The sequence below is a fragment of the Pseudosulfitobacter sp. SM2401 genome (assembly GCF_042932805.1).
Classification (GTDB): domain Bacteria; phylum Pseudomonadota; class Alphaproteobacteria; order Rhodobacterales; family Rhodobacteraceae; genus Ascidiaceihabitans.
Map to the genome: position 1 here is coordinate 811,342 of NZ_CP170633.1, position 15,128 is coordinate 826,469.

Here is a 15,128-nt window from a genome sequence, read left to right on the forward strand (position 1 = left end):
CTCATCTGGTTGGTTTGATTATGCGGCGCGTTGTCTGTGATGCAAGCGTCGCGTTTCGAGCGTCTTATGTTTGATCCTTTCTCGTTGCTGTAGAATGGCTTTGTACCGTCCGAAGTAGACATCAGACGGTGTGACGTTGCTCAGGCTCTCGTGGAAGCGCCGATGATTGTAGTGATCGACGAAGGCTTCAATCTGGGCTTCGAGATCACCGGGTAGGAAGTAGTTTTCCAGCAAGATGCGGTTCTTCAAAGTCTGATGCCAACGCTCGATCTTGCCCTGGGTTTGCGGATGATACGGCGCACCGCGCGAGTGCTTCATACCTTTATTCTGCAACCATTCGGCCAGTTCCCCCGAGACGTAGCTGGAGCCGTTGTCGCTGAGCAGTCGCGGCTTGTGGACGACATGAACTTGGTCACATCCCGACGCTGCTAAAGCCAGATCCAACGTGTCAGTGACGTCGCGGGTCCGCATATTGGTGCAAAGCTTCCACGCGATGATGTAACGGCTGTAGTCGTCCAGGATCGTGCTGAGATAGAACCAGCCCCAACCGATGATCTTCAGATAGGTGAAGTCGGTCTGCCACAGCTGATTGATGGCCGTCGTTTTGTCTTTGAACTCACTGGCGGCCTTGATCACAATGAAGGCAGGACTGGTGATCAGATCGTGCGCCTTCAAGATCCGATACGTTGAAGCCTCTGATACAAAGTAGCTTTCTGTATCTGTGAACGTCACCGCCAGTTCTCGCGGTGACAACTCTGTCTCCTTCAACGCCAGTTTGACCACCTTGCGACGCACGTCGTCAGGGATGCGGTTCCAGACGTGCTTGGGCCTGGGAGACTGGTCCTGCAGCCCAGCCTCACCACGCTGGAGGTAGCGATCATACCAACGGTAGAATGTGGTGCGGGGGATACCGAGCTTGGCGAGCGTCAGGCGGGCTGACAGGTGGCTTTCTTCGACCAACCGGATGATCTCTAGTTTCTCAGATGCAGGGTATCTCATTCGGGGTCGCCCCCACCGTCGAACATGCTTTTTTTGAGAAGACGCAGTTCCAGCGTCTGTTCAGCCACCACTTCCTTCAGATCACGGGCTTCGCGGCGCAGGTCCTTAACCTCATCTGTGTTTGCAGCACGTGCCGTATCGCCAGCTAGCCGCCGTTTGCCAGCCTCCATGAAGTCCTTGGACCATTTGTAATAGATGCCCTGTGATATGCCTTCACGGCGGCACAGTTCGGCGATGCTGTCTTCTCCACGCAGACCGTCCAGGACGATCCTGATCTTCTCTTCGGATGAATAATGCTTGCGCGTGGCCCGCTTGATGTCTTTGACGATCTTCTCGCCAGGGCTTTTGCGTGTTCCAGTTGTCTGTCTCATGTCCCACTCCTCAGTGGTTACGATGAGCCAACAACTCTCTCTTATCAAATATACCTATTTGGACCCATAAGCGCTGACGTCAGACACATCGCAGCCCGGCGCAGGGACAAGGCGGAGGCAACGATTTACGAAATAAAGGCGCAGGGCGGACGCGCCGCGTTCATCCAGACGGATCTGACCGATCCGACCCAGATCGAGGTGCTTCACGATGGCATCCTGGACGAATACGGGCGGCTCGACATTGCCTTCAACAACGCCGGGTATCAGGAAGCCAAGGCACCCCTGGTCGACCAGACGCCGGACGTTTACGCGCGCGTTTTCGACACGAATGTTCGCGCTGTCTTTCTGTCGCTGCGGCGCCAGATTCAGGCGATGAAAGACCGCGGCGGTGCAATTGTGGTGAATGCTTCGGTCAGCGGAATGAAGAACCCCAATCCGGGCTTTTCGATCTATTCCGCGTCGAAGGCCGCTGTCATTTCACTTACGAAATCGGCGGCGATGGAAGCGGCCGAACAGGGTGTGCGGATCAATGTGATAGCGCCCGGACGGGTCGTGACGGACATGATGTTGTCATCCAAGGTCATGGACATGAAAGCCGTCGCAGCAGGCCTGCCCATCCGCCGTATGGGAGAGCCGGAGGAAGTGGCCAACGCGGTCGTCTGGCTCGCCTCGGATGCGGCATCCTTCGTTGTTGGACACGTCCTTGCCGTAGATGGCGGCTTCATGGCGACGTAGGATAACCTTACGTCGGCGTTCAATTCGCTAAGGACAGCGGCGTCGGACAAAGCCGACCTTTGAGTGAAATTCGCCAATGACCGCTCCCTGATGTGCGACGCTTTGTTATTGTGAGATGACCAAACCTCACATTTTGCGAAATCATCGAGATCCGTCTGATTGCGTTAGATCAAAGCCTCTCCTCCTGTAACTGGTAGTTAAAGGCGATTTTCCAAGGACGTAGGAAATGAGCAATCTATCAGGTGCCTTTGTGAATGGTTTTGTGGACCCAAAATTTGCGGGCGTAAGAACAGCATTTGAAGAAAATTTCACCAAGCGCGACGAGCTGGGCGGCGCTTGCTGCGTCTATTTAAACGGCGAAAAGGTGGTTGACCTCTGGGGCGGTGTGCGCGATCCAGCGACCGATGCGCCTTGGGAAGAGGACACCATGGTCCTTGTCTTCTCGCTGACCAAGGGGATGTCAGCATTGACACTCGCATTAGCGCATTCGCGTGGTTGGCTGGACTACGAGGCGCGCGTCGCGGAGTACTGGCCAGAGTTTGCGCAGAACGGCAAAGAGGCAATCACCGTGCGACAATTGCTGGCGCATCAAGCTGGCCTGCATGCGATCCATCAAAAGATCAACCGCGCCATCATTGCCGATCCAAATCGATTGGCGGCGATCTTGGCGCGCGAGGCACCCAAATGGCCGCCAGGCACCTGCAACGCCTATCATTTTTTATCGCTTGGTTTTTATGAAGGTGAATTGCTGCGTCGGATTGATCCGGCGCACCGCACGCTTGGGCAGTTCTTTCAGGACGAAATCGCAAGGCCGCTTGATCTCGATTTTTACATTGGTCTTCCAAGTGTGATCCCGAACGAACGGCTTGCGCCACTCACCCAAGCTGGCCTGATCAAGTCGGTTTTCGGATATCCATTTCCGATGATACGGGCGCTGATGAACCCTTGGTCCGATACGTTTCGGGCCTGCATCGTAAACCTGGGCGCAGGTGTGGTTATGGACAAGGACCGGATATATGCGCGTGATCTTGAAGTTCCTTCTGGCGGCGGCGTCGGCACAGCACGCGCTATTGCAAAGGCATACAGCGTCTTCGCGACAGGTGCATCGGAACTCGGGCTCCAGCCGGAAATGCTGGCAGCACTGAGAGCACCTGCCGTACCGCCATCACGCGGGTTCTTTGATGAGGTGCTTCGGGACGACGCGCAATACGCACTGGGCTTCATGAAGCCGTTTGAGGGCTTTTCGTTCGGTCACGCGGACGCCTTTGGTGCGCCAGGTGCAGGCGGTTCGCTTGGCTATGCCGACCCTGCGATCGGTTTAGGCTATGGATATGTGACAAACCGCATTGGACCGGGCGTTGAGCCCGATCCAAGGGACGTCGCATTGCGCGAGGCCATATCGGCAGCACTGGCCTAACGCCGCTAAAAGCTCTGCGGCCGACATCAATTAGATGCTTTCATCGCTTATGCGCCCCGCTACTCGCCAGCGTTGCGTGAGATCAATCACTCGCTACACGGCACCTCAGAAATTGCGATGCCTGTAACTTATTGCATCTTTTCTGTGTCAGGCTTTGATAATGTCGGCAAAATAGACGTTCGTGTGCTGTGCAGCATTCGGTAGAATGGGCTCTCTGCCACCATTGGATGCACCGCGGCAAGTCAGCCTGGTACGCCCAAAAAATGGGCGGAGGTAATGTCTAACGCGAAGAACAAACATTTTGCGGATCGTGGTCACGTACTGCTGATTTCTTTAGAAAAAAGACAAATAGAGGATCTTTACGCCTTTATCGAGCTGTCTGAGCATGCCGACGCAGGGGTCTACTTCTTCAGCCTTGTTGAAGATGCCATTAACAAGTTGTGCTAAAGAAGGCAGCAACTAGTTATTCTGAGTGACGAAACCATTCCAGTGATGACTGCCTGTCAAAGCTAAATGGCGGTTAAAATGGGGGGCACACACACCCCACAATAGCTTAACTTATTGATTTAAAAACTAAATATTTGAGTTCGTGGCGGAGGCTCAGATCGCGGTATTCGGACCCCGGTCGTTCGCGGCATGCGTCACGACAAAGTAAGTTGCGGGGAAATCCGGACATTCTGGCTGACTGGGCGAATGTCCGGATAAAAGTGTTTAGCTCTTGGGTCCAACCTCGAAACGCTTTGCGTTCTTTCTAGTCCGACAAATGCACGTCGAAAAACGCCGTGATCTCGCGATAGAGCTCTCGTGTCTCGGGCATCGACCAGTCGAAAATATGCTGCGCGTGCGACAGTCCTTCGAAGATGTGCAGTTCAGCAGCGATGCCTTCTTGGCGCAGGCCCCGATGGACGCGCGCCGTGTTGCTCAAGAAGAGATCCCGCGTTCCTGCCGTCAGTGTTGTCGGTGGAAAACCGTCAAAGTCGCCATTAATCGGGGACAAGAGAGGATCGCTCAGATCATGGCCGTCCGCATAAAGCGCTGCCGCACGGCCAAGATAGCCGTCATAGGAAACAAGAACATTGTCGATCCATTCATTCGTGCGGTAGCTGTCGCCTGTTTCGGTTAGGTCTGACCATGGCGAGATTGGTGCGATGGCCCCCGGTACTGGCAAGCCTTCGGATTTGATCTTATGGACAAGGGAGAGTGTCAGGCCGCCGCCGGCAGATGTCCCGAAAATTCCAACATTTGCTGGATCATGGGTTTCAAGAACGTCGCGATAGACCGCTAACGCATCTTCGACAGCGGCTGGAAACGGTGCTTCGGGTGGCATCCGGTAATCCACGGCAATGACCTCATAGCCGCCAATGTCCGCCATGACTGTGGCCTCACTCGTCCCTGATCGACCGGGGCCAAAAACATAACCGCCGCCATGGAGGTTGATCAGCACTTGATTTTGATGTGCCTCCGGCACGGTCTCGGGGCGCAAAATGAAGACCGGAACCCCGCCCAATGTCGCATCTTCGATGGTTATGCCGTGCGCTTCGCGCAGAGCGGTGGCTTCTTGTACACCATATTCCGATGAAGCTGCGACAGTCGCGATCCATTCTTCATCGCTGGTCGGAGCCAAGTTCCAATATGGGGAATACGGGGCCGCGATCAAAGCCTGTGCCGCCTCGCTTGCGGTTTGGGGGATCGGTAGCACCCGCTGGGGCGTGTGGCGATCGCCAGTTTGCGCATTCAGAGGACCAAACTGTTCAGCAAGCGGTGCAAACTGAGCCTCTTGCGCGATTGCCAGGCTTGACTGGAGCATCAATGCCGAGGCCGCGACAGCCATCTTGGTGAGATGTCCAAACTTTGGACGGTTGAAAGATACGTGTTTCATAGCTGTTCCTCCTTAAGCCTCGGTTGGGCGGTACAAACCCGCGTCGATGTCTGCGATCAAAGACGGTTCGGACGGGCTCCAGTTCAACACCTCACGTGTCCACGCGCCGGACGCCGGGGTGTCAGAAGCGGCCATGAAGTGGAACCAATCGAAGTAGGTCTGCGCCTCATCGCCGGACTTGGGCGACACGGGCAAATCAAGGCTTTGGCCGAGCGCCTCGGCGATATCCTTGAACGGTACGGCTTCCTCAGCCACGGCATGGTAGTGTACGCCGCCTTCGCCCCGCTCCAGTGCCAACCGGTATAGTCGTGCGGCGTCCTGCCGATGCACGGCACACCAGCGGTTTTGCCCTTCATCTACATAGGCAGCCTCGCCATTCTGCAGCGCGATGTCGGCCAGCATACGCACAAAACCGTGGTCCCCGGCACCATGAACAGAAGGAGCCAGTCGTACGGCAGCAATCTTCACGCCCGTCCGCGCCATTTCTGCGCCCGCATGTTCTGTCGCCACGCGGGGGTGCGCCATTTCACCTGTGGGTGCGAGGTCGGTCTCGGTCGAGAATGCCCCAGGTGACAAGATTGCGGTGCCCGATGTCACAAGAAAAAGCCGGTCCGATCCAGCCAGTTCCGCGCCAATGGCCCGAACAACCTCGGCGTCATGGGCGCAGTTTTCGGCGAACTTCGAGAAGTCGTGATTGAAGCCAAGATGGACTACCGCGTCAGCCTTGGCGGCCCCTTCACGCAGGCTGGCCAAGTCTTCGAGGGTGCCTCGATGTGGTTCAGCTCCCGCCTTTTTTAGAGCCTCAGCTGAGGCATCGGACCGTGCAAGCCCAATGACCGAATGATCGTTGTCTAACAGGTCGCGAACGACGGCACGGCCGACATAACCTGTTGCTCCGGTTACGAATACACGCATAGCTATCTCCTTTGTTACGCTTGGGTCGGTCGTCCAACCCAAATCTCATGAGACTAAATATACGCGAATCTTTGATACGTTGAATGTGTGGTGGTCGCTAATGTCTTCGCAAACGTCCCAATTTGTTGCTTTGCGATAATCGGTTTGGTATTCTCAATCAAAGCTGAACAACCGAGTAAACAAAATGGACCCCCTGTCTGACATTCTTTCGATCCTTAAACCGCAGAGCCATCTCGCAGGTCTGATCGACTTAGGCCCTTCAACCGCAGTCGCTTTTCCCGATCAGGCCGGGGCGCTGAAATGCAATACGATGCTTTCGGGGCAGTGTTGGGTGGCTGTTGAGGGCCGTGAAACGCCCGTTTTGATTGAGAAAGGCGACTTCTTTGTTCTTCCAAGTGGTCGACCGTTTTCGGTTGCAACGGATCCGTCACGCACGCCCGAACCGGTAGAGCATCTCCTGTCGGCACCTCTTTCCGAGCAACCTGCGGTCCTAAACGGCGGGGGTCATGCGACGATCGCAAGTTGTCGCTTTACGGTGTCAGAGGTCCAACCGGCGCATTTTATCTTCATGCTGCCCCCGATCATCGTGATCCCCGCCAAAGAGGCTACTGCTGCGCAGTTGCAATATCTGGTCGAACGCATTCTGGATGAAATCGCCGCCGCCCGTCCCGGAGGGTTATTGATCGCCCAGCATCTGTCCCATGTCCTTTTGGTGCAAATGCTGCGGCACCGACACGTGGCGCAGGACGGCGGCTTAGGCTGGCTGGCGGCGCTGGCAGATACACAGCTCTCTCTGGCGCTGGCCGCGATCCACGCAGACATAGGACAAAAATGGACACTCAAGTCTCTGGCTGAACACGCGGGCATGTCTCGGTCCGTATTCGCACGGCGTTTCCATGACGTATTGGGTGAGACCCCAATGGACTATCTGACAAACTTACGCATGGCGAAAGCGAGCGATCAACTTATGACATCAAGTGATACGATTTCAGAGGTTGCCGAGCGCGTCGGGTATCAATCGGAAAATGCTTTCAACACCGCGTTCAAACGGATCGTGGGCAGCCCACCCAGACAGTTTGCAAACCAAGTTCAATCGTCATCGCCTCCATAAGTATGAGAAGCCTGTAATGAAACGGCTGTCTGCTTATTCGCAGACTGTGAATGTTCGTAAAAGCCGTAGCGTTTGTTGGGTTGGGCTCTTGGCGGACATTTGAGGCAATTGCGAGGGTTCAGATTTTCGGGCAAGGGTGCCGCTTGACGCCTTAAGCGGACTTGGCTGCACCTAGTCTCGCAAGTCATCAAGCGGTGCGACCCAGCTATGTCGGCATTCTGTATGTACTTCCTGACTGGGCTTTGGAAAACTCGACTCAACAAAGGAACCGACACCAACGGCTATTAAATTGGGCATTCGCGATGGCTCCCAGAAGACGGTTGACCCACATTCACCACAGAAGTGAAATACTAACCCGAACCCTGAATCCGATGATCGCCTGTATGATTTGTAAGGCCCTGTAATTATACACTTTCCTTTGGGAAAAATGCTGCAATTCCATATGGAGTGCCTGTGCGCTTTTGACAGGCAATACAATGGCAAAGTGACACCAATTTTGGTTCACCATGGCAAAGCGCCCTCAGCTTTTCGCACGAACATGTAGCCTCTCGCTGCATTACGGACCTCGCTTGATCATGGCAGTATGTTGGAACTCGCCGTTCTTGCAAGGGCGTGTCGTGCACACGGTAGTTTTAGGTCCTAAAGCGGCCATCCTACGATTTCTGTCGGACATTTTCGGCTCGGAGGCATTGCTCGCGGCAGCTGTTTGTCAGCACCAATTCCTTGGACCATTTTCATGCAAAGTCTCTGGGACTGGCGGGCGCATGTTTACGGCAGTCTTTTCGAACAGATATGGCTGAACGCAGGGACCGACGTGGTCCCCGCGTTGTTCCGGATCATCGACAAAATTATGCAAACTCGGCCGCGTGGCTTTCGCACCATGCGCGGAAGGTGCGTGGCGCGATGCCGGTCAGGTTCGCGATATCGTTGGCGAGGAAGCCTGCTCGCCCTGCACGGAACGTCTCGTTGAGGTTGCGCAGAGCCTTGGCATTTGGCTCAGGCATGCCGTCCGCGATGTGTTGATGCTCAAGTTCTTCAGGCGTCACCGATACGAACTCAATGGGCTGGTCGAGCACGTCTGCGACGGTCGCGACCTGTTCGCGGGCGCTCAGGGCCTCGGGGCCGTTCAGGATGTAGGCGTGGCCCGCATGGCCCGGCTCGGTCAGTGCCAGCACCGCGATGCGCGCCACATCATAGGGATCGACGATCGCAAGGGCGCCGGGATCGGTCGCGTCCACCACACGACCCTCTTTCTTGATCGCGTCAAGCCACCACAAGGCGTTGGACATAAGCCCATTGGCCCGCAGATAGGTGACGTCCAGATCAGACTTGTGAAAAACCTCGTCGCGGGCGGCGATCATGGCACCGATCATTGGATAGGGTTGCAGGCTGGTCCCGAGTGATGAAAGCAGGGCGATCCGTTTTACATTGGCGGCATGGGCTGCATCGATCATACTTTGGGCCTGCTCAACGGACGGTTCGAGCTGCATGAAGAAAACGCCTTCAACACCCTGTGTCGCTTCGGCGATGCTTTTCGCGTCGTCAAGCTCGCCGACGGCAAATTCAATACCCTCCGGCAATTGCTTCCTGGCACGGACTTCATCGCGCACAAAGGCGCGCACAGCATGACCTTTTTCCAAAAGTTGGGTCGCGACTTCGCCGCCGACATTTCCGGTTGCTCCGAATACAAGATACATGAGATTTTCCTTTCGATCAGTTGGTTTGGGTTTTGGGTGATGAGGTTTGAGATGCCATGTTGGCGAGGGCCCAGGCATCCGCGCCCGCAGGCAGGTGGTCAGGGCAGTCCGGATCGGTTGCCGCCCGCCAGATCGCTTCGGTCACGTCCGCGATCTTTGTCGTGGCAGACGGCGCGCCCAGACCCGCAAACGCCATTTCTGCGAACGCGGCATAGGCCTCGGGAATACCGTCAATTGCGCGCGATTGCGCACTTTCGGCAAAGCGCGTATCGGCCTGCCCCGGAATGACGACCTTCACGGATACGTCGAATTCCTCCATCTCAAGCGCGAGGCAATTACTGAACGCGATGATGGCTGCCTTGCTGGCGCTGTAGAATGAGAACAGAGGGAAAGGCTTCATCGTCGTGCTTGTATTGACGTTCACGATGACGCCCGACCGCCGCTGCCTAAACGCTGGCAAGACGGCCTTCGTCATTGCAATCGTGCCGAGCGTGTTGGTCTCAAAGATGGCGCGCGCTTGTGCCATATCGGTGCCTTCGACAGCGCTCAGCATGCCAATACCAGCGTTGTTGACCAGCACATCGATGGGACCGGCAGCTTCCATGGCGGCGGCGATGCTGTCAGGATCGGTCGTGTCCAGTGGCAGCACCCGCAAGCGGTCGCTCGGCGGGAACAAATCCTCGCGCGGGGTGCGCATCGTTGCGATGACGGACCACCCTTTGTCGAGAAAAAACAATGCCGTCTCCAGCCCGAAGCCGGAGGAGCATCCTGTAATGAGTACAGTCTTCATTGTGAAATCCTATTTCTGTTTGGTTATCCTCTGTTGACAAAATAGCGGCTCGACTGTGTACTATCGATAGCTCAAAGTCCGACATTCATTTGCGAGAGTCTTGGCGTGACTGATCCACTGACCGATGTAATTTCTCTGCTGCAACCGCAGCCGGCCGCGATGAAGCTGGTTTATGGGGGTGGCGCGTGGCGTGTGCGCCGAGAGATCACGGATCGGGTGTTTTATGGATTGGCGCTGGATGGGGGCTTTCGATTCCAAGCGGATGGACAGGCGGAAGTCGTCGTCGACGCTGGCGACTTCCTCTTGGTCCCCTCGGCTGCTGGTTTCACGGTATCGAGCAAGATCGCTGTGACTGGCGATGCCCTTTCGGCGCTTCCCATTGATCTGTCCGGCGGGGAATATCGCGTAGGCGACCCGGATGCACCGATCGATGTCAGGATGATGATCGGCTATTGCCTCTTTGGCTCACCTGACGCGTCCTTGCTGGTCTCGCTCTTGCCTCAGATTGTCATTATCCGGAAAAGTGATCGCCTCGCCGCGCTCGCGGGTTTGGTGGACGACGAGTATCGAAATCGGCGCAATGCGCGCAATGTGATCCTTGCTCGTTTGCTTGAAGTCCTGTGCATCGAAGCCTTCCGCGCCCTGCCTGACGAAGGTGGCTTTGCGGGGCTCGTGCGCGGGCTTGCAGATGATCAGATCGCGCAGGCCATCCGCCTCATACACGAAGACCCCACACGCGGCTGGACGGTTGATGACTTGTCGCGCGAAGCCGCACTTTCACGGTCAGCTTTCTTCGCAAAATTCAACCGTGTGGTCGGCATCTCACCGATGGAGTATCTGCAGAATTGGCGAATGTCGTTGGCCAAGGACAAGCTAAGCGCAGGCAACAGCTCCATTTCTGAGATCGCTTACAGCGTTGGCTATGGCTCACCCAGCGCGTTCAGCGTGGCCTTCACCCGCGTTGTCGGGCGTCCGCCGAAAGAGTATGTGCGGCAGATCAGGGCGACCAAAGATCGACTACATTGAAGCCCGCGCAGCAATGGACTGCACTATGCAGTCAAGCCCGCAGCGATGAACTGCGCGATCTTTTCTATTTCCGCTCTGTTCACGCGACCTCCGGTCACAATGATCCGCCAATAGAGGATGCTCGCAAGCGCATCGTTGGCAAGCTCGCGGTCCGCGCTTGCGAGTAACTCACCGCGTGCAATCGCCCGATCAACGATCATCTTGCCGCGTTCGCGGCGTTCATATTGCAGGGTGGCTCGAATCTCAGAACTCAATGCGCTGGTCCTGGCCATCTCGGCATGCAAGTCGGGCAGAATGCGCCGGATCAACGGGTGGCGCAGGGTCCGACGCAGGGACAGCAGGATCAGCCGCAGATCTTCCAATAACGATCCGCTGTCGGGGATGGACGTAAGGTTCAGGCCAACCGCTTTGATCAACTCAATCGCCATGTCCTGCTTTGAGGGCCAGCGGCGGTAGAGCGCCGCTTTTCCGACGCCGGCCCGCTTGGCGACACGTTCCAAACTGAGTGCGCCCAAGCCTGTCTGTGCCCATTCTTCAAAAAACGCACGGGTCAGCGCGTCGGTCACAGATGAGCGCATCACGGCTGCGCCACTGGGCGCACGTGGGGCAGCGTTCACCTCTAAATTTTCGTCGGAACGATTGCGTTCCATCCGTTAATCTCCTATATGGTCGATACGACACCGTTCCATCCAAAAAGGAGATTTGTCAATGACCACTCAACAAACCCGTTTTGAAGGCCTTGCCGATATTCTGCGTGAAGGGCTCGGTGCCCGACTCGCTCCGGACGCGGAAGGCTTTCTTGATATGATCGCCGAAGACTGTGTGTTTGAGGCTCCCTATGCTCCGCCGGGTTTCATCACCCGCATCGATGGCCGCGACGCATTGGAGCGTTACCTGATGGTTTTGCCCGATCTTATTCGCATTGATGATTTTTTCGATCTGCGGGTCAGCGAAATGGCGGACCCGAACAAGGTTGTGCTAGAGTTTCGCGGCCGCGGCGAAGGTCGGACCGGTGCGACCTATGATCAGAAATGGATATCGGTGATCGAGACGCGCGACGGAAAGATCGTCTATTACGCCGATTATTGGGATCCACGGATCACACTCGCCGCGACCGGTGATGCAGTTCCCGAGCCTGAAGGGGAGGGTTTTACCCGTGCCTGATACAATCCTTGTCACTGGCGGCACTGGCACGACCGGACGCCGTGTATCCGCTCAGCTTTCGGCGCGCGGTCTTCGCTATCGCGTGGCAACACGCAGCCCCAAAGCTGAAAATGAAATCCGTTTTGATTGGGTCGACGAAACCACGTGGGCGGCGGCCCTAAAGGGAGCCCCGAGCATTTACCTCGTCGCGCCCAGCGGCATCGCCGAGCCGCTGCCTGTGATGATCCCGTTCATGGAACTGGCGATCCGCAGAGGTGTGAAACGCTTTGTGCTGCTCAGCGCATCATCATTGGACGCAGGTGGCCCGATGATGGGGATGGTACATGCCTGGCTGCGCGACCACGCACCAGAATGGGTGGTTCTGCGTCCGACGTGGTTCATGCAAAATTTCTCCGAAGGGCAACTTCTTGCCCCCATCCGCGATGAGGGTGCGCTCTTTACCGCGACGGGTAACGGGCGGATCGGGTTCATCGATGCGGAGGATATTGCAGCCGTCGCAGTCGAAGCACTGACCCTGCCGGAATGTGTGTCAGGCGACATGATCCTGACCGGACCTGCGGCACTCAGTTACGATGATGTGGCGCAGACGCTCAGCGATGTGCTGGATCACCCGGTCAAGCATCATCACCTGAGCGTGGCCGAGCTTGCCGCGCGACATATGGCCCAATCCGGCCTGCCAGAAGCCTATGCGCAAACACTCGCACAGATGGATGCAGAAATCGCTGCGGGGTCGGAGGACCGCACTACTGATGCGGTGGCGCGCATGGCAGGACGTCCGGCGCGGACGTTGGCGGACTTCGTGGCGGCCAACGCGGATGTGTGGAGGCAAGGGAAATCAAGGGCGACAGCCTAATGCTGACATCGCACGGTTCAACTCTTTGCCGTCGTACAGTCAACGAAGTTATTACACCATCTGATTGACTAATAACGATACTAAACGTATACGTTTCGTATCGTTATTAATTCCAGGAGATATCAATGGGCATCGTGAAAATCGACGACGACCTGCATGAAGAAATCCGTCGGGCCAGCACCGTGATGTGCCGATCCATCAACGCGCAGGCCGAGTTCTGGATGAAAATTGGTATGTTGGCCGAAGCCAGTCCAACCTCGTCCTTCAACGACATCCTCAAGATGCAATTGGAAGCCGCGCAAGTGCGTGTCGCAGACGTAGCGGCGGCATGATATGGTAAAGACCCCAGATGAACTGGATCTGATGCGCGTGTCCGGTAGATTGCTGGCGTCTGTCTTTGAGATGTTGGACGGGCAAGAGTTCGATGGCATGTCGACATTGCAGGTCAACGATCTGGTCGACCACTTTATCACAGTGGACCTCGATGCCCGTCCGGCGAGCAAAGGTCAGTATGATTTCAAGTATGTCCTGAACTGCTCGATCAATCACGTTGTTTGCCACGGCGTGCCAGATCCGAATGAGATCATCCGTGACGGCGATATCGTAAATTTCGACATCACACTCGAAAAGAACGGCTATATCGCAGATTCAAGCAAGACCTATCTGGTTGGCAAGGCACCGCCTGCCGCAAGACGGCTGGTGCGGATCGCCCAAGAGGCAATGTGGAAGGGCATCAAGCAGGTGCGGCCCGGAGCGTATTTGGGAGATATCGGCTTCGCAATCGAACGGCACGCCAAGAAAAACGGCTGCTCGGTCGTGCGGGAATATTGCGGACATGGCATTGGTCGCGAGATGCACGAGGAACCCAAGGTCCTGAACTTCGGACGACCGGGAACAGGCATGAAGCTGCGCGAAGGCATGGTCTTTACAATCGAGCCGATGGTCAACAAGGGCAGTCGCAGGGTCGCAACCGAGAGCGACGGATGGACGGTTGTGACCAAAGACCGGAAGCTCTCAGCACAGTTCGAGCATACAGTTGCGGTCACGAGAGGTGGCGTCGAGGTTTTGACCCTGCGCAGCGACGAGACGCCAATGTTGGAGAGAATGCGGCAATCTGGCTAATATCTGTACGACACCCCTATGCGGCACTTAAATGCGTGTCGTTTTATGATGTGGCATCGCCGAAGGATTTATCGGCAATGCCACGGCGGGTGATTTAGCTTGCTGCCTGTCTGACCGGAGACAACAAGTCGTCCAGACCGATCCTTCGGAACATCTCTGCCCTGACCTGATCCGCCACCCCGCTCACAACCTCGGAACCATCGTGCGACGGATCAACGTGGACCCGAAACGGTCGTTTTCCGAACGGCGCGTTCACAATGTCGACGATACCCCGCGCCACGGCCGATGGGTCTGCGTTGGCAGGCTCAAGAGACCGAAGCCCGTCGAGCGCCTTTGAAGGGACGTCAGCATAGGGACCGGTCAGATAAGCATCGGCAACCGCCTGATCGTCGGGTGACCCGGCATGTGCGAAGTGATTGGTACCGGCAGTGAACGCACCCGGCACCATGATCGACGTTTCGATCCCCCAACGTGCCAGCTCGGAAGCGTAGGAAACGGCGAGCGAATCCATGCCTGCCTTGGCCGCAAAATAGGGCGACAGGAACGGCGGCGTACCACCACGCGCGCTGCTCGAAGACACCCAAACGATAAGCCCTTGGCCTTGCGTACGCATTTTTGGCAGAGCTGCGCGCATTACGCGCTGCGTCGACAGCACATTGACGTTGTAGAGCTGCGCGAGCTGTTCGGGTGTGAACGCCTCTGCCGGGCCGAATGACATGTGGCCCGCATTGTGGACTATCACGTCAAGACGGCCAGCCTCATCATAGATTTGGTCAATCCCGGCAGCGACGGACGCGTCGTCCACCACATCAATCTCGACCACGCGCAGATCGACATCTTTCTTGCTGGCATACTCCTTTGCGGCACTTGCCTTATCCGCATTGTGGCCGCTGATGCCGCGCATGGACGCATAGACAGTGTGCCCTGCATCGGCGAGCGCGTAGGCCGTCATTTCACCGAAGCCGCTTGATGCGCCGGTGACCACGATGATTTGTTTTTCTGTTTCCTTTGTCATTTGATTTCTCCTTTGTCTCAAGTGGCGGTTTGGC

Annotated in this window: 16 protein-coding genes and 1 pseudogene; 9 read left to right on the top strand and 8 right to left on the bottom strand. The window is 56.4% G+C overall.

Going from position 1 to position 15,128, the window contains the following annotated elements; genetic code table 11:
• Nucleotides 1–18 precede the first annotated feature (18 nt).
• Nucleotides 19–1,370, bottom strand: a protein-coding gene (locus ACFIO0_RS04050; RefSeq protein ID WP_390910864.1) for an IS3 family transposase whose coding sequence is annotated in 2 segments (ribosomal slippage) — nucleotides 19–1,034 and nucleotides 1,034–1,370 — 1,353 coding nt in all. Because the reading frame shifts where the segments join, the coding sequence is not laid out codon by codon here.
• Here ACFIO0_RS04050 and ACFIO0_RS04055 point away from each other — a divergent pair.
• From ACFIO0_RS04055 to ACFIO0_RS04065, 3 genes are all read left to right on the top strand, one after another.
• Complete coding sequence (locus ACFIO0_RS04055) at nucleotides 1,293–2,105, top strand: SDR family oxidoreductase (protein WP_390913831.1); 813 nt, start codon at nucleotides 1,293–1,295, stop codon at nucleotides 2,103–2,105. The genes ACFIO0_RS04050 and ACFIO0_RS04055 overlap by 78 nt on opposite strands.
• Before the next feature lie 226 nt (nucleotides 2,106–2,331).
• Nucleotides 2,332–3,522, top strand: coding sequence for a serine hydrolase (locus ACFIO0_RS04060; protein WP_390913833.1), 1,191 nt, complete (start codon nucleotides 2,332–2,334; stop codon nucleotides 3,520–3,522).
• A 276-nt stretch (nucleotides 3,523–3,798) separates the two neighbouring features.
• The gene (locus ACFIO0_RS04065; RefSeq protein ID WP_390913835.1) at nucleotides 3,799–3,969 is read left to right on the top strand and encodes a hypothetical protein; all 171 of its coding nucleotides are present in this window, start codon (nucleotides 3,799–3,801) and stop codon (nucleotides 3,967–3,969) included.
• A 304-nt stretch (nucleotides 3,970–4,273) separates the two neighbouring features.
• On the opposite strand, the gene ACFIO0_RS04070 is transcribed toward ACFIO0_RS04065, so the two are convergent.
• Both ACFIO0_RS04070 and ACFIO0_RS04075 read right to left on the bottom strand, forming a co-directional pair.
• Nucleotides 4,274–5,401 carry an alpha/beta hydrolase fold domain-containing protein gene (locus ACFIO0_RS04070; protein ID WP_390913837.1) on the bottom strand — a complete coding sequence of 376 codons (1,128 nt, stop codon included), beginning with the start codon at nucleotides 5,399–5,401 and terminating at the stop codon, nucleotides 4,274–4,276.
• Nucleotides 5,402–5,413: 12 nt separating this feature from the next.
• Nucleotides 5,414–6,316, bottom strand: coding sequence for an NAD-dependent epimerase/dehydratase family protein (locus tag ACFIO0_RS04075; protein WP_390913839.1), 903 nt, complete (start codon nucleotides 6,314–6,316; stop codon nucleotides 5,414–5,416).
• A gap of 184 nt (nucleotides 6,317–6,500) precedes the next feature.
• Here ACFIO0_RS04075 and ACFIO0_RS04080 point away from each other — a divergent pair, with 184 nt between their 5' ends.
• A complete protein-coding gene (locus tag ACFIO0_RS04080; RefSeq protein WP_390913841.1) occupies nucleotides 6,501–7,427 on the top strand; it encodes a cupin domain-containing protein in 927 nt (308 codons plus the stop codon).
• Nucleotides 7,428–7,598: 171 nt separating this feature from the next.
• Here the strand turns inward: ACFIO0_RS04080 and ACFIO0_RS04085 are convergent.
• From ACFIO0_RS04085 to ACFIO0_RS04095, 3 genes and pseudogenes are all read right to left on the bottom strand, one after another.
• Nucleotides 7,599–7,984: pseudogene (locus ACFIO0_RS04085) on the bottom strand (GFA family protein).
• Nucleotides 7,985–8,275: 291 nt separating this feature from the next.
• Nucleotides 8,276–9,124 (bottom strand): NAD(P)H-binding protein, encoded by an 849-nt coding sequence (locus ACFIO0_RS04090; protein ID WP_390913843.1) that lies wholly within the window; start codon nucleotides 9,122–9,124, stop codon nucleotides 8,276–8,278.
• Between the two features lie 16 nt (nucleotides 9,125–9,140).
• Nucleotides 9,141–9,914, bottom strand: coding sequence for an SDR family NAD(P)-dependent oxidoreductase (locus ACFIO0_RS04095; protein ID WP_390913845.1), 774 nt, complete (start codon nucleotides 9,912–9,914; stop codon nucleotides 9,141–9,143).
• A gap of 105 nt (nucleotides 9,915–10,019) precedes the next feature.
• On the opposite strand from ACFIO0_RS04095, the gene ACFIO0_RS04100 reads away from it, so the two are divergent.
• The gene (locus ACFIO0_RS04100; protein WP_390913847.1) at nucleotides 10,020–10,940 is read left to right on the top strand and encodes a cupin domain-containing protein; all 921 of its coding nucleotides are present in this window, start codon (nucleotides 10,020–10,022) and stop codon (nucleotides 10,938–10,940) included.
• Between the two features lie 23 nt (nucleotides 10,941–10,963).
• Here ACFIO0_RS04100 and ACFIO0_RS04105 read toward each other — a convergent pair whose 3' ends face one another.
• Nucleotides 10,964–11,590, bottom strand: a complete 627-nt coding sequence (locus ACFIO0_RS04105; RefSeq protein WP_390913849.1) for a TetR/AcrR family transcriptional regulator C-terminal ligand-binding domain-containing protein — start codon at nucleotides 11,588–11,590, stop codon at nucleotides 10,964–10,966.
• A 58-nt stretch (nucleotides 11,591–11,648) separates the two neighbouring features.
• Between ACFIO0_RS04105 and ACFIO0_RS04110 the strand changes: the two genes are divergently transcribed.
• The 4 genes from ACFIO0_RS04110 to map all read left to right on the top strand — a co-directional run bounded on the left by ACFIO0_RS04110 (nucleotide 11,649) and on the right by map (nucleotide 14,079).
• On the top strand, nucleotides 11,649–12,104 hold the full coding sequence (locus tag ACFIO0_RS04110; RefSeq protein WP_390913851.1) for a nuclear transport factor 2 family protein: 456 nt from the start codon (nucleotides 11,649–11,651) through the stop codon (nucleotides 12,102–12,104).
• Nucleotides 12,097–12,957 (top strand): ergot alkaloid biosynthesis protein, encoded by an 861-nt coding sequence (locus ACFIO0_RS04115; protein ID WP_390913853.1) that lies wholly within the window; start codon nucleotides 12,097–12,099, stop codon nucleotides 12,955–12,957. Before ACFIO0_RS04110 ends, ACFIO0_RS04115 begins: the two co-directional genes overlap by 8 nt.
• Before the next feature lie 125 nt (nucleotides 12,958–13,082).
• Entirely contained in the window at nucleotides 13,083–13,289 is a 207-nt protein-coding gene (locus ACFIO0_RS04120; RefSeq protein ID WP_390913855.1) for a ParD-like family protein, read from the top strand.
• A gap of 1 nt (nucleotide 13,290) precedes the next feature.
• On the top strand, nucleotides 13,291–14,079 hold the full coding sequence (gene map / locus ACFIO0_RS04125) for a type I methionyl aminopeptidase (protein ID WP_390913857.1): 789 nt from the start codon (nucleotides 13,291–13,293) through the stop codon (nucleotides 14,077–14,079).
• A 94-nt stretch (nucleotides 14,080–14,173) separates the two neighbouring features.
• Here the strand turns inward: map and ACFIO0_RS04130 are convergent, their stop codons facing one another.
• Nucleotides 14,174–15,094, bottom strand: coding sequence for an SDR family NAD(P)-dependent oxidoreductase (locus ACFIO0_RS04130; RefSeq protein WP_390913859.1), 921 nt, complete (start codon nucleotides 15,092–15,094; stop codon nucleotides 14,174–14,176).
• Nucleotides 15,095–15,128 lie beyond the last annotated feature (34 nt).

Excerpts from the sequence above, each read along its gene's own strand:
- ACFIO0_RS04055 (WP_390913831.1), top strand. The coding sequence starts at position 1,293 with ATGCTTGCGCGTGGCCCGCTTGATGTCTTTGACGATCTTCTCGCCAGG.
- ACFIO0_RS04060 (WP_390913833.1), top strand. The coding sequence starts at position 2,332 with ATGAGCAATCTATCAGGTGCCTTTGTGAATGGTTTTGTGGACCCAAAA.
- ACFIO0_RS04065 (WP_390913835.1), top strand. The coding sequence starts at position 3,799 with ATGTCTAACGCGAAGAACAAACATTTTGCGGATCGTGGTCACGTACTG.
- ACFIO0_RS04070 (WP_390913837.1), bottom strand. The coding sequence starts at position 5,401 with ATGAAACACGTATCTTTCAACCGTCCAAAGTTTGGACATCTCACCAAG.
- ACFIO0_RS04075 (WP_390913839.1), bottom strand. The coding sequence starts at position 6,316 with ATGCGTGTATTCGTAACCGGAGCAACAGGTTATGTCGGCCGTGCCGTC.
- ACFIO0_RS04080 (WP_390913841.1), top strand. The coding sequence starts at position 6,501 with ATGGACCCCCTGTCTGACATTCTTTCGATCCTTAAACCGCAGAGCCAT.
- ACFIO0_RS04090 (WP_390913843.1), bottom strand. The coding sequence starts at position 9,124 with ATGTATCTTGTATTCGGAGCAACCGGAAATGTCGGCGGCGAAGTCGCG.
- ACFIO0_RS04095 (WP_390913845.1), bottom strand. The coding sequence starts at position 9,914 with ATGAAGACTGTACTCATTACAGGATGCTCCTCCGGCTTCGGGCTGGAG.
- ACFIO0_RS04105 (WP_390913849.1), bottom strand. The coding sequence starts at position 11,590 with ATGGAACGCAATCGTTCCGACGAAAATTTAGAGGTGAACGCTGCCCCA.
- ACFIO0_RS04110 (WP_390913851.1), top strand. The coding sequence starts at position 11,649 with ATGACCACTCAACAAACCCGTTTTGAAGGCCTTGCCGATATTCTGCGT.
- ACFIO0_RS04120 (WP_390913855.1), top strand. The coding sequence starts at position 13,083 with ATGGGCATCGTGAAAATCGACGACGACCTGCATGAAGAAATCCGTCGG.
- map (WP_390913857.1), top strand. The coding sequence starts at position 13,291 with ATGGTAAAGACCCCAGATGAACTGGATCTGATGCGCGTGTCCGGTAGA.
- ACFIO0_RS04130 (WP_390913859.1), bottom strand. The coding sequence starts at position 15,094 with ATGACAAAGGAAACAGAAAAACAAATCATCGTGGTCACCGGCGCATCA.